General features: G+C 71.3%; 13 protein-coding genes. 8 read left to right on the top strand and 5 right to left on the bottom strand.

What is annotated here, in order from left to right; translation table 11 throughout:
- Window positions 1-30 precede the first annotated feature (30 nt).
- Both glgB and IEX69_RS17580 read right to left on the bottom strand, forming a co-directional pair.
- Window positions 31-2262, bottom strand: coding sequence for a 1,4-alpha-glucan branching protein GlgB (gene glgB / locus IEX69_RS17585; RefSeq protein WP_085018996.1), 2232 nt, complete (start codon window positions 2260-2262; stop codon window positions 31-33).
- Window positions 2262-4298, bottom strand: a complete 2037-nt coding sequence (locus IEX69_RS17580; RefSeq protein WP_229756451.1) for an alpha-1,4-glucan--maltose-1-phosphate maltosyltransferase — start codon at window positions 4296-4298, stop codon at window positions 2262-2264. Before IEX69_RS17580 ends, glgB begins: the two co-directional genes overlap by 1 nt.
- Before the next feature lie 161 nt (window positions 4299-4459).
- On the opposite strand from IEX69_RS17580, the gene glgP reads away from it, so the two are divergent.
- Window positions 4460-7021, top strand: coding sequence for an alpha-glucan family phosphorylase (gene glgP, locus IEX69_RS17575; RefSeq protein ID WP_085018997.1), 2562 nt, complete (start codon window positions 4460-4462; stop codon window positions 7019-7021).
- 12 nt (window positions 7022-7033) lie between these two features.
- Here glgP and IEX69_RS17570 read toward each other — a convergent pair whose 3' ends face one another.
- Window positions 7034-7600, bottom strand: a complete 567-nt coding sequence (locus IEX69_RS17570) for a TetR/AcrR family transcriptional regulator (RefSeq protein ID WP_085018998.1) — start codon at window positions 7598-7600, stop codon at window positions 7034-7036.
- Between the two features lie 80 nt (window positions 7601-7680).
- Between IEX69_RS17570 and IEX69_RS17565 the strand changes: the two genes are divergently transcribed.
- Window positions 7681-9129, top strand: coding sequence for a DHA2 family efflux MFS transporter permease subunit (locus IEX69_RS17565; RefSeq protein WP_085018999.1), 1449 nt, complete (start codon window positions 7681-7683; stop codon window positions 9127-9129).
- A 101-nt stretch (window positions 9130-9230) separates the two neighbouring features.
- Here the strand turns inward: IEX69_RS17565 and glgX are convergent, their stop codons facing one another.
- Complete coding sequence (gene glgX, locus IEX69_RS17560; protein WP_085019000.1) at window positions 9231-11291, bottom strand: glycogen debranching protein GlgX; 2061 nt, start codon at window positions 11289-11291, stop codon at window positions 9231-9233.
- A gap of 67 nt (window positions 11292-11358) precedes the next feature.
- On the opposite strand from glgX, the gene IEX69_RS17555 reads away from it, so the two are divergent.
- Entirely contained in the window at window positions 11359-12543 is a 1185-nt protein-coding gene (locus IEX69_RS17555; protein WP_085019001.1) for a cysteine desulfurase family protein, read from the top strand.
- 286 nt (window positions 12544-12829) lie between these two features.
- Here the strand turns inward: IEX69_RS17555 and IEX69_RS17550 are convergent, their stop codons facing one another.
- On the bottom strand, window positions 12830-13813 hold the full coding sequence (locus IEX69_RS17550) for an endonuclease/exonuclease/phosphatase family protein (protein WP_085019002.1): 984 nt from the start codon (window positions 13811-13813) through the stop codon (window positions 12830-12832).
- A 152-nt stretch (window positions 13814-13965) separates the two neighbouring features.
- Here IEX69_RS17550 and mnmA point away from each other — a divergent pair, with 152 nt between their 5' ends.
- From mnmA to gatB, 5 genes are read left to right on the top strand one after another with little or no spacing between them, the layout of a single operon-like run.
- Window positions 13966-15108, top strand: a complete 1143-nt coding sequence (mnmA, locus tag IEX69_RS17545) for a tRNA 2-thiouridine(34) synthase MnmA (RefSeq protein ID WP_085019003.1) — start codon at window positions 13966-13968, stop codon at window positions 15106-15108.
- Complete coding sequence (gene ligA, locus IEX69_RS17540; RefSeq protein WP_085019004.1) at window positions 15105-17477, top strand: NAD-dependent DNA ligase LigA; 2373 nt, start codon at window positions 15105-15107, stop codon at window positions 17475-17477. Before mnmA ends, ligA begins: the two co-directional genes overlap by 4 nt.
- Before the next feature lie 40 nt (window positions 17478-17517).
- The gene (gatC, locus tag IEX69_RS17535; protein WP_085019005.1) at window positions 17518-17817 is read left to right on the top strand and encodes an Asp-tRNA(Asn)/Glu-tRNA(Gln) amidotransferase subunit GatC; all 300 of its coding nucleotides are present in this window, start codon (window positions 17518-17520) and stop codon (window positions 17815-17817) included.
- A complete protein-coding gene (gatA, locus tag IEX69_RS17530) occupies window positions 17817-19358 on the top strand; it encodes an Asp-tRNA(Asn)/Glu-tRNA(Gln) amidotransferase subunit GatA (RefSeq protein WP_085019006.1) in 1542 nt (513 codons plus the stop codon). The genes gatC and gatA overlap by 1 nt, the downstream gene beginning before the upstream one ends.
- Window positions 19358-20860 (top strand): Asp-tRNA(Asn)/Glu-tRNA(Gln) amidotransferase subunit GatB, encoded by a 1503-nt coding sequence (gatB, locus tag IEX69_RS17525; RefSeq protein WP_085019007.1) that lies wholly within the window; start codon window positions 19358-19360, stop codon window positions 20858-20860. Before gatA ends, gatB begins: the two co-directional genes overlap by 1 nt.
- Window positions 20861-20959: the final 99 nt, after the last annotated feature.

The following is a 20959-nucleotide window of genomic DNA, read 5'->3' as shown; positions in this document are numbered from 1 at the left end:
CGCCGGCGCGACGGGCTACGCGACGGGCTACTAGGGGGCGGCGGGGGAGGGGCGGGGGCGGAGGTAGAGGGCGGCGAGCGGGGGGAGGGTGAGCTCGGCGGAGAAGGGGCGACCCTGCCAGGGGACGGGCTCGGCCACGACGGAGCCGAAGTTGCCGACGCCCGAGCCGCCGAACTCCGCGGCGTCGGTGTTGATGAGCTCGTCCCAGACGCCCTCCACGGGGAGCGCGACGCGGTACGGTCCCACCGGCTGGCCCGAGAAGTTCATGAGCACGGCGACGGGGTTGCCCTCGTCGTCCCAGCGCAGGAACGACACGAGGTTCTGGCTCGACGAGCCGCCGTCGATCCACTCGAAGCCGCCCGGCTCATTGTCGCGCCGCCACAGCGGCGGGTTCTCGCGGTAGACGCGGTTCAGCTGCCCCACGAGCCCGAGCAGGGCCTGGTGCACCGGCTGGTCGAGGATCCACCAGTCGAGCCCGCGCTCCTCGCTCCACTCCGACGGCTGTCCGAACTCCTGCCCCATGAACAGCAGCTGCTTGCCGGGGTGCGCCCACATGAAGCCGAGGTACGCCCGCAGGTTCGCGAGCTTCTGCCAGTGGTCGCCCGGCATCTTCGACAGCAGCGAGCCCTTGCCGTGCACGACCTCGTCGTGCGAGATCGGCAGGATGAAGTTCTCGCTGAACGCGTAGAGGAACGAGAACGTGATCTCGCCGTGGTGGTACTGGCGGTACATCGGGTCGTGCTCGATGTAGTCGAGCGTGTCGTGCATCCAGCCCATGTTCCACTTCAGGCCGAACCCGAGACCGCCCCGGTTGGTCGGATGCGTGACCCCCGGCCAGCTCGTCGACTCCTCGGCGATCATGACGATGCCCGGGTGGAGCTTGTAGGCCGTGGCGTTGACCTCCTGTAGCAGGCTGATCGCCTCGAGGTTCTCGCGTCCGCCGTACATGTTCGGCAGCCACTCGCCTTCCTTGCGGGAGTAGTCGAGGTACAGCATGCTCGCCACGGCGTCGACCCGGAGGCCGTCGACGTGGAACTCCTCGAGCCAGTACAGCGCGTTCGCCACGAGGAAGTTGCGCACCTGGCTGTTCCCGAAGTCGAACACCAGCGTGCCCCAGTCGGGCTGTTCGCCGCGGCGGGGGTCCGGATGCTCGTAGAGCGCCTCGCCGTCGAACCGGGCCAGCGCCCACTCGTCCTTCGGGAAGTGCGCGGGCACCCAGTCGACGAGCACGCCGATGCCGGCCTGGTGGAGCCGGTCGATGAGGTACCGCAGGTCGTCCGGGTGGCCGAACCGGGAGGTCGGCGCGTAGTACGAGGTGACCTGGTAGCCCCACGACCCGCCGAACGGGTGCTCGGCGAGCGGCAGGAACTCCACGTGCGTGTAGCCGAGCTGGGTCAGGTAGGGGATGAGCTCGTCGGCGAGCGTGCGGTAGTCGAGCCCCGGCCGCCACGAGCCCAGGTGCATCTCGTAGACGCTCATGGGCGAGTTGTGCGGATCGGTGGCCGCGCGCGTGGCCATCCACTCCTCGTCCTGCCACTCGTGCCGGGCGCGCCCGATCTTCGACGCCGTGAGCGGCGGCACCTCGGTGTAGCGGGCCATCGGATCGGCGCGCTCGACCCATCCGCCGTGCTGGGTGAGGATCTGGAACTTGTAGGCCCCGCCCTCGCCGAGGTCGGGGATGAAGAGCTCCCAGAGGCCGGTGCTGCCGAGGCTGCGCATGGCGTGGAGCGTGCCGTCCCAGCCGTTCACGTCGCCGATCACGCGGACCGCGCGGGCGTGCGGCGCCCAGACGACGAAGGTGGTGCCGGCGACCTCCTCGCGGACGCCGCTGAGCGCGCGGACGTGGGTGCCCACGACCTTCCACAGCTTCTCGTGCCGTCCCTCGCCGAACAGGTGGAGGTCGACCTCCCCGAGCGACGGTGCGAAGCGATACGGGTCGTCGGCCGTCCACACGCCGCCGTCGGCGTAGCGTGCCTCGATCCGGTAGTCGTCGCGGCCGGTGAGCGTGAACCCCTGCCAGATGCCATGCGCCAGGTGCGTCAGCTGCACGCGCGCGCCGGTCGACAGCACGGCCGACACCTCCTCGGCCAGCGGCCGGAGCGTCCGGATGACCGTGACCGGGTCGGAGAGCCCCGGCGCGTGCACCTCGTGCTGACCGAGCACCGAGTGGGGGTCGTAGTAGGACCCCGTGCCGACGGCGGCGAGCACGCCGTCGTCGATCGCGGGCAGGTCGAGGGCGGTGGACGCATCCGGAGTCGACATCAGTCGTCCCCTCTCTCGTGCTGGACGTGGAGGATGTGGGCGGGCTGGGTGAACGAGTCGAGCCGCACGTAGTCGTGCTGGCCCCAGACGAACTCCTGACCGGTGAGCAGGTCGCGCACGGTGAACTCGCTGTCGGCCTCGAGCCCGAAGCGCGTGGGGTCGAGGTGCACGGTGGTCTCGCGGACCGAGTGCGGGTCGGTGTTGACGACGACGAGGACGGTGTCGCTCTCGCCGCTCGGGGCGAACCGCGCGTCGAGGTGCTTGGAGTAGACGAGGACGGCGTCGTCGTCGCTCCAGTGCACGTCGATCGTGCGGACGTCGCGCAGGGAGGCGTGCTCACGACGGATGGCGTTCAGCCGGGTGATGAGGGGGGCGAGCGACGTACCGGCGGCCTCGGCCGCGGCGAAGTCGCGCGGCTTGTACTCGTACTTCTCGTTGTCGATGTTCTCCTCGGACCCCGGCCGCGCCACGTTCTCGACGAGCTCGTATCCCGAGTAGACGCCCCAGGAGGGCGATGCCGTCGCGGCCAGGATCGCGCGGATCTCGTATGCGGGACGTCCGCCGAACTGGAGGTACTCGGTGAGGATGTCCGGCGTGTTCACGAACAGGTTCGCCCGGTAGTACGGCGCCCACTCGCCGAGCATCTCGAAGAACTCGGTGAGCTCCTCCTTGGTGTTGCGCCAGGTGAAGTACGAGTACGACTGCTGGAACCCCACCTTGCCGAGCGTCTGCATCATCGCGGGCCGCGTGAAGGCCTCGGCGAGGAACACCACGTCGGGGTGGCGGCGGTTCACCTCGTGGATGACCCACTCCCAGAAGTCGACGGGCTTCGTGTGCGGGTTGTCGACCCGGAAGATCCTCACCCCGAAGGCGATCCAGTGCAGCAGGATGCGCAGTGCCTCCTGACGGATGCCCTCCGGATCGTTGTCGAAGTTGATCGGGTAGATGTCCTGGTACTTCTTCGGCGGGTTCTCGGCGTAGGCGATGCTCCCGTCGGGCAACGTCGTGAACCACTCCGGATGCTCGGTCACCCACGGGTGGTCGGGCGAGGCCTGGAGGGCGAAGTCCATCGCGACCTCGAGCCCCTCGCGTGCGGCCGCGGCCACGAACTCGGCGAAGTCGGCCTGCGTGCCGAGATCGGGGTGGATGGCGTCGTGGCCGCCGGCCGCGCCGCCGATGGCCCACGGCGAGCCCGGATCGCCGGGCTGCGGGTCGAGGGTGTTGTTGCGCCCCTTGCGGAAGGCCGACCCGATCGGATGCACGGGCGGGAGGTAGACGACGTCGAACCCCATCGCCGCGACGGCGGGGAGGCGCTCGGCGGCGCTGCGGAGGGTGCCGCTGGTCCAGGTGCCGTCGGCGGCCTGCTCGGCGCCGACCGACCGCGGGAAGAGCTCGTACCAGGCGCCGACGCCCGCGCGGGCGCGCTCCACGACGAGGGGATGCCACTCGGAGTACGTCACGAGGCTCTGGGCCGGTCGTGAGGTGAGGGCGGAGGCGACCTCCTCCGAGTGGATGGGGGCCAGCCGCTCCTCGACCGGGAGCCGCTTGTCGGAGAGGGTCTGCGACACCGTCTTGAACAGCGCCTTGGTCGGGACGGGACGCCCCTTCTCCTTCGAGAGGCGCTTGAACAGCTCGGCGCCGATCGTGAACATCAGCTCGACGTCGACGCCGTTCGCGATCTTGATCGTCGCGTTGTGCTCCCAGGTGGCGAAGTCGTCGGAGAAGGCGCGGATGCGGAACCGCCACGGACCCTCGGAGGTCACCTGAGCGAGCGCCCGGTACCGGTCGTCCCAGGAGTGGACCCGGGCGAGCGGGACGTCCGTCAGCACGCCCGCGGGCGACTCGAGCTCGAGGTGGGCGCCCACCGCGTCGTGTCCCTCGCGGAACACGGTCGCGCTGAAGGGGAGCACCTCCCCGGCATAGGCCTTCGCGGGCCAGCGGCCGCCGTCGACGACGGGCTGCTCGTCGAGGATGGGGATCCGGCCGATCGCCGGCGAGAACGACGGGAGCTGTTCCGACTCTGAGACTCGTGCCACGAGACCGACCGTACCAACATCGGGTGGGCTCGCAAGGAACGCTCAGGTACCTGCCGTTCACACCGCCGTCACGGGACTGTCGTAGGGTTGCGGTGCCGCACGACGCGCGGCGACGACGACGACCGACGGCCGCCTGGCCGTCGCAGGAGTGAGGGGTTCGAGTGAGGGCTATCCGTAGGTTCACGGTCAGGAGCGTCCTGCCCGAGTCGCTGTCGGCTCTGGGCGAGCTCGCGGTCAACCTGCGCTGGGCGTGGCACGAGCCGACCCGCCAGATCTTCGCCCACATCTCACCCGATGTCTGGACCGCCACCGAGGGCGACCCGGTGGCCGTGCTGGGCGCCGCCGGCACCGAGCGCCTCGAGGGCCTCGCCGCCGACCCGGGCTTCGTCGCCTGGGCGAACAGCCTCCGCGACGACCTGCATGCCTACCTCGGCGGCGGCCGCTGGTACCAGCAGCTCGAGGGGCCGAAGCCCGCCTCGATCGGCTACTTCTCGCCGGAGTTCGGCATCGCGGCGGCTCTGCCGCAGTACTCCGGCGGCCTCGGCATCCTCGCGGGCGATCACCTGAAGGCCGCCAGCGACCTCGGGGTGCCCATCATCGGCGTGGGCCTGTTCTACCGCTCGGGCTACTTCAACCAGGCGATCTCCCGCGAGGGCTGGCAGCTCGAGAGCTACCCGATCCTCGACCCGGACGGCCTGCCGCTGTCGGTGCTCCGCCAGGCCGACGGGAGCCCCGCCCAGATCGTGCTCGCCCTGCCCGACGACCGCGCCCTCTACGCGCGCATCTGGCAGGCCCAGGTCGGGCGGGTCAAGCTCCTGCTGCTCGACACCGACATCCCCGACAACGACGACGACCTCCGCTCGGTCACCGACCGCCTGTACGGCGGCGGCGGCGAGCACCGTCTGCTGCAGGAGATGCTCCTCGGCATCGGCGGGGTGCGGGCGCTGAACATCCTGGCCGAGCTCACCGACACCGAGCCGCCGGAGGTGTTCCACACCAACGAGGGGCACGCCGGGTTCCAGGGGCTCGAGCGCATCTCCGACCTCATCGGCAACGGCCTCACGTTCGACGAGGCGCTCCAGGTGGTCAGGGCAGGCACCGTGTTCACCACGCACACGCCCGTGCCCGCCGGCATCGACCGCTTCGACCGCTCCCTCGTCGAGCGCTACTTCTCGACCGACATGCTGCCCGGGCTCGAGGTCGATCGTGTCCTCGCCCTCGGCGCCGAGGACTACGAGGGCGGGTCACCCGACGTCTTCAACATGGCCGTCATGGGCCTGCGGCTGGCGCAGCGCGCCAACGGGGTGTCGGTGCTGCACGGCGACGTGAGCCGGGGCATGTTCAACGGGCTCTGGCCGGGCTTCGACAAGGCCGAGGTGCCGATCACGTCGGTCACCAACGGAGTGCATGCGCCCACCTGGGTCGACCCGGCTCTGCAGGAGCTCGCCCGCGAGCGGCTCGGCACCCAGGACACGACGGCCGCCGACTGGATGTCGCCCGCCGTCGGCGACGGCGAGCTCTGGGCCGTGCGCGGTCGCATGCGCCGCCAGCTCGTGCTCGACGCCCGACGTCGCGTCACGGAGGCCTGGCGTGCCCAGAACCCCGCGTCGATCCCGCCGGCGTGGTTCAACGGGCTCCTCGACCCGGACGTCCTCACCATCGGGTTCGCGCGGCGGGTGCCGACCTACAAGCGGCTCACGCTGATGCTCCACGACCCGGCTCGGCTGAAGGCGATCCTCCTGAACCCCGAGCGCCCGATCCAGCTCGTGGTGGCCGGCAAGTCGCATCCCGCCGACGACGAGGGCAAGCGCCTCATCCAGAAGCTCGTGCAGTTCGCCTCCGACCCGGAGGTGCGCCACCGCATCGTGTTCCTGCCCAACTACGACATCGGCATGGCTCAGACGCTCTACCCGGGCACCGACGTGTGGCTCAACAACCCGCTCCGCCCCCTCGAGGCGTGCGGGACGTCGGGCATGAAGGCGGCGCTGAACGGCGGTCTGAACCTCTCCATCCTCGACGGCTGGTGGAACGAGTACTACGACGGCGACAACGGATGGGCGATCCCCACCGCCGACGGGGCACCCGACGCCGAGGAGCGCGACCGCCTCGAGTCCGAGGCGCTCTACGACCTCCTCGAGCACCAGGTGGCCCCGCGGTTCTACGATCGCGACGCCGACGGGATCCCGGCGAACTGGATGGCGTCCATCCGGCACACCCTCGCCACCCTCTCGCCCGAGCTGTCGGCCGAGCGGATGGTGCGGCAGTACGTCGAGCGTCTGTACGCGCCGGCGACGGTCGCCGAGGAGCAGATGACCTCCGACGACTACGAGCACGCCCGCGAGCTCTCAGCCTGGAAGGAGCGCATCCGGGCCGGATGGCCGGGTGTCGCCGTCGTCCACGTCGAGTCCGGCGGGCTCGACGAGACGCCTCAGGTGGGCGAGGAGCTCCACGTGCGCGCGCAGGTGCAGCTCGGTGAGCTCAGCCCCGACGACGTGTCGGTCGAGGTCGTCTACGGGCACGCGACGAGCGCCGACGAGCTCACCGAGACGTCGACGGTCGCCCTGACCCCGGCGGGCGAGTCCGCCGAGGGCGCAGCGCGCGTCTACACCGGGACCGTGCCGCTGGCGTCCTCGGGCACCTTCGGCTACACCGTGCGCATCGTGCCGCGTCACGCGTACCTCGCCTCGGAGGCCGAGCTCGGGCTCATCGCGGTCGCGCACTGAGCCGGGGCGCGGTCAGGAGCCGAGCACCACGTCCGTCACCTCGGCGGCGCACGGGTTCACCCCGGCGTTGTCGGGGATCCGCAGCCCGAGCACGGTGTTGATGAGCATGCCGCCCGCCAGGAACTCCTGCGCCTCGGCGGCGCTCATGCCGCCGTCGGTGCGGAGGAACTCGAAGACCGACAGGAAGCCGTCGCGGGCGCAGGGGCCGATGACCGGGTGCGATCCCATCGTGAAGGCGTGCATGAGGCAGAGCAGCACGTCGCGGTCCTGCGCGAGCTCGTAGTACGAGTCGCCCAGCGCCGTCTCGACGCTCGTCTCGGGGGAGCGTGACGCGAGCGCGCTGCGGAACGCCTCCATCACGAGGTCGAGCGCCCGTGTCAGCACGGTGATGAACAGGTTCTCCTTGGTGCCGAACATCCGCACCACGTAGGGCTGGCTGACGCCTGCGGCCCGGGCGACGGTGTCGGTGGTCGTGCCGTGATAGCCGGCCTCCGCGAACACCGAGGTCGCCGCCGCGAGCACGAGATCCCGACGGTCGTCGGACGACATCCTGGAGCGCTTCTCGATCACGCTTGACATGTTATCAGTCGATTACCTACTGTGGCCTCAGCTAAGTGATCATCCGATTACTTACGACCGATCACCACAGGGGGAAGACCTTGTCGACGACCGAAGCCGCGACCGACGTCGCGCTCGAAGGACGCGAGAGCACGACGACCCCGACCCGGCGGCGCGTGCCCGTCTGGCTCGCGATCGTCGCCGCATCCGTGCCGATGTTCATGGCGACGCTCGACAACCTCGTCGTCACGAGCGCCCTGCCGGTCATCGGCCGGTCGCTCGAGGCGTCGATCGAGCAGCTCGAATGGATCGTGAACGCCTACACCTTGGGCTTCGCCGGCCTGATGCTCTTCGCGGTCGCGCTCGGCGACCGCTTCGGTCGCCGCACGGTCTTCCTCGGCGGCATCGGGCTCTTCACCGTCGCCTCCGCCCTCTGCGCGGTCGCGACGGAGCCGTGGATGCTCATCGCCGCTCGAGCGGTCCAGGGTGCGGGCGCGGCCGCCCTCATGCCGCTGTCGCTGACGCTGCTCGTCGGCTCGGTGAGCGACCGGATGCGCCCGCTCGCGATCGGGATCTGGGGCGGCATCTCGGGCCTCGGCGTGGCTCTCGGACCGCTCATCGGCGGCGCCGTGATCGAGGGATGGAGCTGGGACGCGATCTTCTGGCTGAACGTGCCCTTCGGCGTCCTCGTGATCCCGCTCGTGCTGTGGGCGCTCCCGAACTCGTTCGGCGCTCGCCTCCGCGCCGACGTCGTGGGCGTCCTCCTCGCGGGCATCGGCGTGCTGGGTGTGGTCTACGGGATCGTCCGCGGCAACGAGGCCGGGTGGACGAGCCTCGAGGTGCTCGGGTCGATGGGGCTGGGAGCCGTGCTGCTCGCCGCGTTCGTGGTGTGGGAGTCGCGGGTCTCGAACCCGCTGCTGCCGCTCCGCCTGTTCCGCGACCGCAGCTTCAGCGTCGCGAACATCGTGGGCTTCGTGTTCAGCTTCGGAGCCTTCGGCTCGGTGTTCATCCTCATCCAGTTCCTGCAGATCGTGCAGGGGGCGAGTCCGCTCGAGGCGGGCGTACAGACGATCCCGTGGACGCTGGCCCCGGTCGTGGTCGCGCCGCTCACAGGTCTCCTGGCACCACGCGTGGGCACCAGGGCGCTGATCGTGGCAGGGCTCGCGCTGCAGGCGATCGGGATCGGCTGGCTGGCGCTCGTGATGAGCGCCGACGTCGCGTACACGACCCTGCTCCCCGCGTTCCTCTTCGCCGGGGTGGGCATGAGCCTCGTGTTCGCGCCGAGCTCGACGGCCGTGCTCGCGAACATGAGCCCGGCCGACAACGCGAAGGCCTCGGGCACGAACTCCACGCTCCGCGAGCTGGGCGTCGCGCTCGGCATCGCCGTGCTCTCCGCGGTCTTCACCGGGGCGGGCGGGTCGTTCACGCCGACCGGGTACGTCGACGCCGCGATCCCCGCCGTCGCGGTCGGCGCGGGCGCCCTGGCGCTCGCGGCGCTCCTCGCGCTCCTCCTGCCCGTCGGCCGCGAGCGCCTCGCCCCCGCCCACTGACCCCTCCCCGCCTGATCCGTCACTTTCGGCTAGTGCGGGGGCCGCGGACTAGCCGAAAGTGACGGATCAGGAGTTGGGCGAGGAGAGCGGGCGGGGCGGGGTCAGCGGGCGCGAAAGAGCTGCAGGGACGTGGGGGAGACCTCGATCACCGAGCCCGGGGCGTACCGGGGGAGCACCTCGTCGTGGTGGTGCTGAGGCGGCGCCTCCTGGGCGCTGTCCCAGAGCAGCTCGTAGTGCTCGACCCCCTCGTGCAGCGGGAGCGTGACCTCGACGGGGGACTCCACGCCGTGGATGACGAGCAGGATGCGGTTGAACTCCTCGTGCTCAGGTGTCGAGGCCGCGACGTACTGCAACGTGCGGTTCTCGGGCGCGTTCCACTCCGCCACCGACATCGACTCGCCGTGCAGGTCGTACCAGTCCATCTGGCTCGCGCCGGGCATCCGCTCGCCGAAGACGCCGTAGCGCACGGGTCGCAGCGCGGGGTTCTCGCGGCGCAGGCGCAGCAGGTGCTGCGTGGTGCGCCACAGCTCCTTCTGCCAGGTGCGGCGATCCCAGCTCAGCCAGGTGAGCTCGCTGTCGTGGCAGTAGGCGTTGTTGTTGCCCTTCTGGCTGCGTCCGAACTCGTCGCCCGCGGTGATCATCGGCACGCCGGCCGAGAGCAGGAGGGTCCCCATGAGGTTGCGCATCGCGCGCCGCCGGGTCTGCTCGATCGTGCGGCTCGACGTCGGTCCCTCGATGCCGTGGTTGTACGACATGTTGTCGTCGGATCCGTCGCGGTTGTTCTCGCCGTTGCCCACGTTGTGCTTGATGTTGTACGCGGTGAGGTCGGCGAGCGTGAACCCGTCGTGGGCGGTGACGAAGTCGATCGAGGCGAGGGGTCCGCGGTTCTGCGCGAAGGTGTTGCTGGAGCCGGCGATCCGGGTGGCGAGCATCCCCACACCGTCGCCGGGGGAGCCGTTCTCGCGGATCGACTTCACGTCGCGCAGCCAGAACTTGCGCATCCGGTCGCGGAAGCGGTCGTTCCACTCCGACCACCCGTCGGGGAAGTTGCCCGTCTGCCATCCGCCCATGCCCACGTCCCAGGGCTCGGCGATCATCTTCACGTCCGCGAGCGCCGGGTCGTGCACGATCGCCTCGAGCAGCGGATGCGCGTGGTCGTAGTAGTGGTCGGCGTTGCGGCCGAGGGTGGCGGCCAGGTCGAAGCGGAACCCGTCGATCTGCACCTCGTTCGCCCAGTAGCGCAGCGAGTCGAGCACCATCCTCGAGACGGCCGGAACGGAGGTGTTGACGGAGTTCCCGCATCCGGTGACGTCGATGTAGTCGCCGCGGCTGGTCTGCCGGTAGTAGCTCGCGTTGTCGATGCCGCGCAGGCTCGTGGTCGGACCCAGCCGACCCTCCTCCGCGGTGTGGTTGTAGACCACGTCGAGGATGACCTCGAGGCCCGCCTCGTGCAGGAGCTTCACCATGCCCTTGAACTCGCGGAGCACCGCATCCGGGCCCTCGGCCTGGGCCTGCTTGGAGGCGTAGGCGGCGTGCGGGGCGAAGAAGCCGAGGGTGTTGTAGCCCCAGTAGTTGACCAGGCCCTGCTTCTGGAGGCGCTGCTCGGAGGTGAACGCGTGCACCGGGAGCAGCTCGACCGCGGTGACGCCGAGGCTCTTGAGGTACCCGATCGTGGTGTCGTGGGCGAGACCGGCGTAGCTGCCGCGGAGGTGCTCCGGGATGCGCGTGTTCAGCCGTGAGATGCCTTTGACGTGCCCTTCGTAGATGACGGTGTGGTCGAGCGGTGTGTTCGGCTTGCCCACCCCGTTCCAGTTGAACTCCTCGTCGACCACGACGCTGCGGAACTGCTCCCGTCCGGAGCGGGCGATGGCGCGGGCGTAGGGGTCGAGGAGCGGAAGGGACGGGTCGAAGGCGTGGGTCGGGCCCTCGGGTCCGTCGACGCGGAGGGAGTAGCGCCGCCCGGGCGAGAGGCTCCGCGAGCGCCGGCTCCAGACCCCGCCGTCGCCGCGGGTGAGCGGCACGGTCTTGAAGACCCAGTTCGGGTCCTTGTGGTCGTAGAGGCAGAGCTCGATGGAGGTGGCGTTCTCGCTCCACACGCGGATCTCGCCGCCGTGGGACGTCTGTCGCACTCCGAGTCGAGCCAGGGGGTCGGCCGCGATCATGGACTTACAGTAGTGAGGTGCTCGCCGCCGCCCGAAATCGGGCCCTGCGGCGAGGTCAGGAGCACCCATGCCGATCTATCTGGATCACGCCGCGACCACCCCGCTCGTCCCCGAGGCGAGGGAGGCGATCGTCGCTGCGCTCGACCTGGTCGGCAACCCGTCGTCGATCCACTCCCAGGGTCAGGATGCGCGGCGCGTCCTCGAGGAGGCGCGTGAGGCGGTCGCCGCGTCGCTCGACGCAGACCCGGTCGAGGTCACGTTCACGTCGGGGGGCACGGAGTCGATCAACCTCGCGGTGAAGGGGCTCCACTGGCGGCGGCAGGCCGACGCTCCGCGGCCGGTCGTGCTGGCGGCGACGGGGGAGCACCACGCCACCGCCGACGCGGTCGAGTGGCTCGAGCGGCACGAGGGCGCCGAGGTGGAGTGGCTGCCGATCGACTCGTCCGGCGTCCTGTCCCCGTCGGTCCTCGCGGAGGCGCTGGCCCGCCACGAGGGGCGTGTCTCCCTCGTGACCTTCCTCTGGGCGAACAACGAGGTGGGGACGGTCCAGCCCGTGCGCGCCCTGGTCGAGGTGGCGGCCGCGCACGACGTCCCCGTACACGTCGACGCGGTCTCGGCGTACGGGTACGTGCCCGTCGGACTCCACGCCTCGGGTGCGGCGGCGATCTCCGTGTCGGCGCACAAGATCGGCGGGCCCGTCGGGGTCGGCGCCCTGCTGCTGGCGCGGCGCTGGGAGGTCGAGCCGCTCATCCACGGCGGCGCCCAGCAGCGCGCGCGGTCGGGCACACAGGACGTCGTGGGCGCGGCGGGCTTCGCCGCCGCCGCTCGCGCCCTGGCGATGCCGTCGCACGCCTCGTTCGTCGAGGGTCTGGCAGCGCTGCGCGACCGGTTGATCGCGGGTCTGCGAGCTGCGGTCCCGGATGCGGTGCTCCGCGGTCCGGATCCTGCCGACGGCGACCGCCTGCCGGGCAACGTCCACGCGACCTTCCCCGGAGCGGAGGGCGACTCGCTGCTGTTCCTGCTCGACATGGCCGGCTTCTCCGTCTCGACCGGCTCCGCGTGCACGGCGGGCGTGCCGGAGACCTCGCACGTGCTCCTCGCGATGGGCGTCCCGGAGGACGACGCCCGCGGTGCGCTCCGCTTCACCCTCGGCCACGGCACCACCGCCGCCGACGTGGACGCCCTCGTCGCCGCGCTCCCCGCCGCGTACGCCTCCGCCCGCGCCGCGGGCCTCGCCGCCGGCCCCCGCTGAGCGTCCGCTCCCGCTCCCCGCTGCGGGCGCTGCGGGTTCTGCGCTGCTCGCTCGGGCAGGGGTTGCAGCTGCGTCTGCGGCCGCGCAGCCGTGTTCAGCCGAGCCAATTCCGGACTCTCGGCGGGACACGCCGGTGGAACTCCGGAGTTGCCTCAGGATGAGCCGGATCTCCGGAGTTGGCTCAGTGCGCTCGGCGCGGGCAGCGCGCTCAGCGCGGGGAGCGCGGGCGGCGCGGGACGCGCGGCCCGGGGCGGGGCGGGAGCGCGGGCGGCGCCGGGGGCGGGGGTCAGAGGGCGAAGGTGGTGATGAGGGCGAGGTGGTCGCTGGCGCCGGCGCGGGTCGTGGTGTTCGACGTGGCCTCCATGCCCCGGGCGAGGACGTGGTCGGGACGGGTGAGCGGGAGGCTCGCGGGCCAGGTGAACCCGAGACCGCCGCCGGACTGGTTGGGCTCGGAGAGCTGCGACGTGAGCGCCGAGAGGTTGCGGTCGGAGGCGCCCGCGTTGAAGTCGCCCATCATGATCAGGCGGCTGTTCGGGTCGCGCTGGGCGTAGTCGGCGAGGTTCGCGAGCATCGTGTCGCGGTCGGCGTGGTCGTCGGGGCGGGCGGATGCGGCATGGATGACGTAGATCGACACCAGCCCGACCGGCGTCGAGAGGTCGGCGGCGATGCCGCGCTGCCAGCCGAGCCCGAGGTCGAGCATCTGCGCGTTCTCGATGGGGTACGAGCTCCACAGGCCGACCGTGCCGATCCCGTAGGAGTAGGCGTAGCGGTCGTCGAGGACCGCGTCCACCTCGGCGCGGGCGTCGTCGTCCATCTCCTGGAGCGCGATCACCTGAGCGCCCGTCGCGGCGAGCGCCGTCGCGGACTCGGCCGCCGTCCCCGAGTCGGCCTCCACGTTCTGGCTCGCGACGGTGAGCGTGTCGGATGCGGTGGCGGGCGACCCGGTCCAGGACAGCGGGAGCATGGCCGGGATGAAGACGACGGCCCAGACCAGCGCGGGCACCACCGTCGCCGCGATCGCGCCCTTGCTGTGCGAGAGCAGCGCGAAGACCAGGAGCACGGGGATCGCGAGCCCCAGCCAGGGCAGCCCCGACTCGATCACGAGCCGGAGGCCACCGGCGTCCGGGATCCAGCGATGCGCGACGAGCACCAGGGCCAGCGCCAACGAGAGCACGACGCACGTGACCGCGAGCCCGACCCGCGGGCTGCGGCGTCGGCGGGGGGCTCGGGTGGGCATGCTCTGGCGGGGCTCGTCGATCAGGGTGGCCATCGACTCCGATTCTGCCCGGTGACTCTGAAGAGGAGCCGCGACACACCTGACGAAAGCCGCAGTGTCACGACCCGGAAGGCGCTCCCGGGCGGGCCGACGGGCCTGCGCACACGCCCGGGCCGCTGTCGGATGCCCGCCGTAGACTCGAGGCCATGAAGGTCCTTGCTGCCATGTCGGGCGGGGTCGACTCCGCCGTGGCCGCCGCGCGTGCGGTCGACGCCGGTCACGACGTCGTCGGGGTGCACCTCGCGCTGTCGCGCATGCCCGGCACCCTGCGCACCGGCAGCCGCGGCTGCTGCACCATCGAGGACTCGATGGACGCCCAGCGCGCCGCGAACGTCATCGGCATCCCGTACTACGTGTGGGACTTCTCGGAGCGCTTCAAGGAGGACGTCGTCGACGACTTCGTCAGCGAGTACCGCGCCGGCCGCACGCCCAATCCCTGCATGCGCTGCAACGAGCGCATCAAGTTCGCCGCCCTGCTCGACAAGGCGCGCAGCCTCGGCTTCGACGCCGTGTGCACCGGGCACTACGCCAGCATCGTCGTCGACGAGAACGGCGACCGCGAGCTCCACCGCGCCGCCGACTGGGCGAAGGACCAGTCCTACGTGCTGGGCGTGCTCACGGCCGAGCAGCTGGCCCACAGCATGTTCCCGCTCGGGTCCACGCCCTCGAAGGCCGAGGTCCGTGCCGAGGCGGCCGCCCGCGGTCTGTCGGTGGCGGCCAAGCCCGACAGCCACGACATCTGCTTCATCCCCGACGGCGACACGGCGGGCTGGCTCGCCGACCGCGTGGGCGTCGAGCCCGGTCCCATCGTCGACGCGGCGGGCGAGGTCGTGGGCGCCCACGAGGGCGCCCACCGCTTCACCGTCGGCCAGCGGCGCGGTCTGAACCTCGGCGTCCCTGCGCCCGATGGGCGACCGCGGTTCGTGCTCGAGGTGCGGCCCGTGAGCAACGAGGTGGTCGTCGGGCCGCGCGAGGCGCTCGCCGTGGCCGAGCTGGCCGGGTCCCGCTACACCTGGGCCGGCCGTCCGCCCGCCGACGCGACCACCGAGTTCGCCTGCCAGGTGCAGATCCGGGCCCACGGCGACCCGGTCGACGCGACCGCCCGCCTCCGCCCCGCAGCGGGGGAGGAGGGCGACGAGCTCGTCATCACTCCCGCCGTCCCGCTCGACGGCGTCGCTCCGGGCCAGACGGCCGTCGTGTACGTAGGCACGCGCGTCCTCGGCCAGTGCACGATCGACCGCACGGTCAGCGCCGTGCCGGCTCTGGTCGGCGGGAAGGCCGCTCGATGAGCGACGCGACGACGACCGACGCCCTCCCGGAGGAGTCCGCCCCCGACCTCGCGGCGGCCAAGGCGGAGGCCGACCGCCTCACCACCCGCATCCTCGAGCTGCGCGACGAGTACTACGAGAACGACGCCTCGACCGTCACCGACGCCGAGTACGACGCGATGGTGCGCCGCCTCGGCGAGCTCGAACGGCTGCACCCCGAGCTGCAGTCCGCCGACAGCCCCACCCAGACCGTCGGCGGCCGCGCCGAGACCACCCTGTTCGCCCCCGTCACCCACGCCGAGCGGATGCTCAGCCTCGACAACGTGTTCAGCGAGGAGGAGCTCGACGAGTGGGCCGCCAAGGTCGAGCGCGACGCGGGGCGAGCCTCCGTGCGCTACCTCAGCGAGCTCAAGATCGACGGTCTCGCGATCAACCTCCGCTATGAGGACGGCGTGCTCGTCACCGCGGCCACCCGCGGCGATGGCGTGGTCGGCGAGGACGTGACGCAGAACGTGCTGCAGATCGAGTCGATCCCGTCGAGGCTGCAGGGCACGGGGCATCCGCCCCTCGTCGAGGTCAGGGGCGAGATCTTCTTCCCGGTCGAGGCCTTCGAGGAGCTCAACCGCGGTCAGATCGAGGCCGGGGAGCGCGTGTTCGCCAACCCCCGCAACGCCGCCAGCGGATCGCTGAGGCAGAAGCGCGAGGGCAAGAACGACCGGCAGCTGGCGCTCATGCACGCTCGGCTGTCACGGCTGCGGATGCTCGTGCACGGCATCGGCGCCTGGCCGGATCCGCCGGTCGCGGCGCAGTCCGAGGTGTACGACCTCCTCAAGGGATGGGGTCTGCCGACGTCGACGCACTACCGGGTGTTCGACACGATCGACGAGGTCGCCGGGTTCATCCGCTACTACGGCGAGCACCGCGCCGCCGTCGAGCACCAGATCGACGGCATCGTGGTGAAGGTCGACGACCTCGCGCTGCACGCGGAGCTCGGCGCCACCAGCCGTGCCCCCCGCTGGGCCACGGCCTACAAGTACCCTCCCGAGGAGGTCAACACCAAGCTCCTCGACATCGTCGTCTCGGTCGGCCGCACGGGGAGGGCCACGCCCTTCGCCGTGATGGAGAAGGTGGAGGTGGCGGGGTCGGAGGTCCGCCAGGCCACGCTCCACAACCAGGACGTCGTGAAGGCCAAGGGCGTGCTCATCGGCGACACGGTCGTGCTCCGCAAGGCGGGCGACGTCATCCCGGAGGTGCTCGGCCCGGTGGTAGAGCTCCGCGACGGCACCGAGCGGGAGTTCGTGATGCCCGAGCTCTGCCCCGAGTGCGGGACCCGGCTCGCCCCCGCCAAGGAGGGCGACATCGACCTCCGCTGCCCGAACTCGCGGAGCTGCCCCGCGCAGGTGCGCGGGCGGGTCGAGCACGCGGGCTCGCGCGGCGCGCTCGACATCGAGGGGCTCGGCGAGGTCTCCGCGGCCGCGCTGACGCAGCCGATCGAGCCGGCCACCCCGCCGCTCGTCACCGAGGCGGGCCTGTTCTCGCTCACCATGAGCGACCTCTTCCCCATCCGTGCGGTCGTCCGCGACAACGAGACCGGTCTCGAGAAGCTCACCGAGTCCGGTGACCCGAAGCTCGTCACCCCGTTCCGTCGGCGCCGGACGAAGAAGGATCCGGCCTTCGACGAGATGGCCGTGCCGGGCTCGCCCGAGTTCTGGGGCGACGCCCAGTCCGTGCCCTCGTCGGCGGCCGTCGAGCTGCTGGCCAACATCGAGGCCGCGAAGACCAAGCCGCTGTGGCGCATCCTCGTCGCCCTCAGCATCCGGCACGTCGGCCCTGTGGCGGCGCGGGCGCTCGCCGACTGGTTCGGCTCCCTCGACGCCATCCGCTCCGCCACCCGCGACGAGCTCGCCGCCGTCGAGGGCGTGGGCGGCATCATCGCCGACGCGCTGATCGACTGGTTCACGGTCGACTGGCACGTCGAGATCCTCGACCGCTGGGCGGCCGCGGGCGTGCAGTTCGCCACGCCCGGGCATCCGGGTCCGGGGGCTTCGGTGGGCGCGGGCGGCGTGCTCGAGGGGCTCACCGTGGTCGCCACGGGATCGCTCGAGGGCTACACGCGCGAAGGGGCTCAGGAGGCGATCATCAACGCGGGCGGCAAGGCGGCGTCGAGCGTGAGCAAGAAGACCGACTTCGTGGCCGCCGGCCCGGGGGCCGGCTCCAAGCTCACCAAGGCGGAGCAGCTGGGCCTGCGCATCCTCGACGCGGCCGAGTTCCACCTCCTCGTCACCCAGGGCCCGGATGCGCTCGCCCCGGCCGGCGATCCCGCCGACGACGCGGCCGGCGAGGCCCACGAGGAGGCTCCGGCACAGGAGGACGACGGGCCCGCCGAGTAGGATCGTTCAGTCCCCGAGCCGTCCCCGACCACGGAGCAGCATGTCCGAGATAACCACCGAGCAGGTCGCCCATCTGGCGAGTCTGGCTCGCATCGCGCTGACACCCGACGAGATCCAGAGCCTCACCAGCGACCTGCGCTCGATCGTCGACGACGTCGCGAAGGTCTCCGAGGTCGCCACGCCCGACGTGCCGGCGACGAGCCACCCCATCCCGCTCGAGAACGTCTTCCGCGACGACGTGCCCGGCGAGACGCTGACCACCGAGCAGGCGCTCGCCGGGGCCCCCGACCACGACGGATCGCGGTTCCGGGTCACCGCGATCCTCGGTGAGGAGCAGTGATGCAGCACGCCCACGAGATCATCCGCCTCGACGCCTCGGCCCTGGCCGAGAAGCTCGCCGCGGGCGAGGTGTCGAGCGTCGAGGCCACGCGCGCGCACCTCGACCGCATCGGCGCCGTCGACGGCGACGTCCACGCGTTCCTGCACACCGATTCCGAGCTGAGCCTCGCGGCAGCGGAGGAGATCGACCGCCGCCGCGCCGCGGGCGAGCAGCTCCACGCCCTCGCGGGCGTCCCGCTCGCCGTGAAGGACGTCATCGTCACGAACGACATGCCCACCACGAGCGGCAGCCGCATCCTCGAGGGCTGGCGACCGCCGTACGACGCGACCGTCATGACGAAGGTGCGCGCAGCGGGCCTGGTGCCGATCGGCAAGACGAACATGGACGAGTTCGCGATGGGCTCGAGCACCGAGCACTCCGCCTACGGTCCCACCCGCAACCCGTGGGACCTCGAGCGCATCCCCGGCGGATCGGGCGGAGGCTCCGCCGCCGCGGTCGCGGCCTTCGAGGCGCCCCTCGCCCTCGGCAGCGACACGGGCGGCTCCATCCGCCAGCCCGCGCACCTCACCGGCACGGTGGGCGTCAAGCCCACCTACGGCGGCGTCAGCCGCTACGGCGCGATCGCGCTGGCGTCGTCGCTCGACCAGATCGGACCGTGCAGCCGCACCGTGCTCGACTCCGCGCTGCTGCACGACGTCATCGCCGGTCACGATCCCCGCGACTCCACCTCGCTCACCGACCCGTGGCCGTCGATGGCCGAGGCGGCCCGTCGAGGCGACGTCAAGGGACTGCGCATCGGCGTCGTCTCACAGCTGAGCGGAGAGGGCTTCCAGCCCGGTGTGCTCGAGCGCTTCCGCGAGGCCGTGGCCGCTCTCGAGTCGGCCGGGGCGGAGATCGTCGAGGTCAGCCTGCCGAGCCTCGAGTACGCCATCTCGGCGTACTACCTGATCATGCCCGCCGAGGCGTCGTCGAACCTGGCGAAGTTCGACTCGGTGAGGTTCGGCCTGCGCGTGAACCCGCCCGGGGGCGGCACCGTGGAGGACGTCATGTCGGCCACCCGCGAGGTGGGCTTCGGCGCCGAGGCCAAGCGCCGCATCATCCTGGGCACCTACGCGCTCAGCGCCGGCTACTACGACGCCTACTACGGCAGCGCCCAGAAGGTGCGCACGCTCGTCCAGCGCGACTTCGCGGCGGCGTTCGCGCAGGCCGACGTGCTCGTGTCGCCCACCGCGCCCACGACCGCGTTCCGGCTCGGCGAGAAGACCGAGGACCCGATGGCCATGTACCTCGGTGACATCGCCACGATCCCCGCGAACCTGGCGGGCATCCCGGGGATGTCCGTCCCGGTGGGCCTCGCCGCCGAGGACGGCCTGCCCGTCGGCCTCCAGCTGCTCGCCCCTGCCAGGGAGGACGCGCAGCTCTACCGCGTCGGCGCCGTGGTCGAGGGACTGCTCGAGTCGCGCTGGGGGGCTCCGCTCCTGACGAAGGCGCCCGACCTGACCCCGGGCGAGATGGCTGCTGCAGAGGGAGGGGCGGTCTGATGGCCCGCGACGAACTGATGGACTTCGACGAGGCCCTCGAGCGCTTCGAGCCCGTGCTGGGCTTCGAGGTGCACGTCGAGCTCAACACCAAGACGAAGATGTTCTCCTCCGCCCCCAACTTCTTCGGCGGCGAGCCCAACACGAACATCACCCCGGTCGACCTCGGACTCCCGGGATCGCTGCCCGTGGTCAACGGTCAGGCGGTGCGGTACAGCATCTCGCTCGGGCTGGCGCTCGGCTGCAGCATCGCCGAGTCGAGCCGGTTCGCGCGGAAGAACTACTTCTACCCCGACCTGGCGAAGAACTACCAGATCTCGCAGTACGACGAGCCGATCGCCTTCGACGGCCAGGTCGACGTGGAGCTCTCCGACGGCCGGATCATCACGGTGCCCATCGAGCGCGCCCACATGGAGGAGGACGCCGGCAAGCTGACGCACGTCGGCGGCGCGACCGGTCGCATCCAGGGTGCCGAGTACTCGCTGGTCGACTACAACCGCGCGGGCGTGCCGCTGGTCGAGATCGTCACGCGCCCGATCTTCGGCGCCGAGAAGGACGCCCCGGAGATCGCGAAGGCCTATGTCGCGACCATCCGCGACATCGTCATCGCCCTCGGCATCTCGGATGCTCGGATGGAGCGCGGCAACCTCCGCTGCGACGCCAACGTCTCCCTTCGGCCGCGCGGCCAGGAGAAGCTCGGCACCCGCACCGAGACGAAGAACGTGAACTCGCTGCGCTCGGTCGAGCGGGCGGTGCGCTACGAGATCCAGCGGCAGGCCGCCATCCTCGCCAAGGGCGGCACCATCACCCAGGAGACCCGGCACTGGCACGAGGACACCGGCGCCACCTCCGCGGGCCGGCCCAAGTCCGACGCCGACGACTACCGGTACTTCCCCGAGCCCGACCTGCTGCCCGTGGTGCCCTCCGCGGCGCTCGTCGAGGAGCTGCGTGCCGCTCTGCCCGAGCCGCCCGCGGCCCGTCGCCGACGGCTCAAGAGCGAGTGGGCGTTCACCGACCTCGAGTTCCAGGACATCGCGAACGCCGGTCTCGTCGCCAGCGTCGAGCAGACCATCGCCGCAGGATCCGCCCCGCAGTCCGCCCGCAAGTGGTGGTCGGGCGAGATCTCGCGTCTGGCGAACGCCCGTGAGGTCGACGCCGCCACGCTCGTGTCGCCCGAGCACGTCGCGCAGCTCGTCGCGCTCGTCGACGCCGGGACGCTCACCGACCGCCTCGCCCGTCAGGTGCTCGAGGGCGTCGTCGACGGAGAGGGGTCGCCCCAGGAGGTCGTCGACGCGCGGGGCCTGGCCGTGGTCTCCGACGACGGCGCGCTGATCGCCGCGATCGACGAGGCCCTCGCCGCGCAGCCCGACGTCCTCGCCAAGATCCGCGACGGCAAGGTGCAGGCCGCGGGTGCGGTCATCGGCGCCGTGATGAAGGCGATGAGGGGTCAGGCCGACGCGGCTCGCGTGCGCGAGCTCGTCCTCGAGCGGGCCTCCGCCGAGTAGGCGACCCACCGCATCCGATCAGCGGCTCCCATCGATTGACCTGATGGGAGCCGCTTTTCGTATCCCTCGGATGTCGGTGGTCGGCGATAGCGTGGAGCC

The organism is Cnuibacter physcomitrellae (genome assembly GCF_014640535.1).
In the GTDB taxonomy this organism is placed as follows: domain Bacteria; phylum Actinomycetota; class Actinomycetes; order Actinomycetales; family Microbacteriaceae; genus Cnuibacter; species Cnuibacter physcomitrellae.
Note: the sequence above shows the minus strand (reverse complement) of the source record. Positions and strands in the feature narration are given on the sequence as shown.

Excerpts from the sequence above, each read along its gene's own strand:
- glgB (WP_085018996.1), bottom strand. The coding sequence starts at position 2,262 with ATGTCGACTCCGGATGCGTCCACCGCCCTCGACCTGCCCGCGATCGAC.
- IEX69_RS17570 (WP_085018998.1), bottom strand. The coding sequence starts at position 7,600 with ATGTCAAGCGTGATCGAGAAGCGCTCCAGGATGTCGTCCGACGACCGT.
- glgX (WP_085019000.1), bottom strand. The coding sequence starts at position 11,291 with ATGATCGCGGCCGACCCCCTGGCTCGACTCGGAGTGCGACAGACGTCC.
- IEX69_RS17555 (WP_085019001.1), top strand. The coding sequence starts at position 11,359 with ATGCCGATCTATCTGGATCACGCCGCGACCACCCCGCTCGTCCCCGAG.
- IEX69_RS17550 (WP_085019002.1), bottom strand. The coding sequence starts at position 13,813 with ATGGCCACCCTGATCGACGAGCCCCGCCAGAGCATGCCCACCCGAGCC.
- mnmA (WP_085019003.1), top strand. The coding sequence starts at position 13,966 with ATGAAGGTCCTTGCTGCCATGTCGGGCGGGGTCGACTCCGCCGTGGCC.
- ligA (WP_085019004.1), top strand. The coding sequence starts at position 15,105 with ATGAGCGACGCGACGACGACCGACGCCCTCCCGGAGGAGTCCGCCCCC.
- gatC (WP_085019005.1), top strand. The coding sequence starts at position 17,518 with ATGTCCGAGATAACCACCGAGCAGGTCGCCCATCTGGCGAGTCTGGCT.
- gatA (WP_085019006.1), top strand. The coding sequence starts at position 17,817 with ATGCAGCACGCCCACGAGATCATCCGCCTCGACGCCTCGGCCCTGGCC.
- gatB (WP_085019007.1), top strand. The coding sequence starts at position 19,358 with ATGGCCCGCGACGAACTGATGGACTTCGACGAGGCCCTCGAGCGCTTC.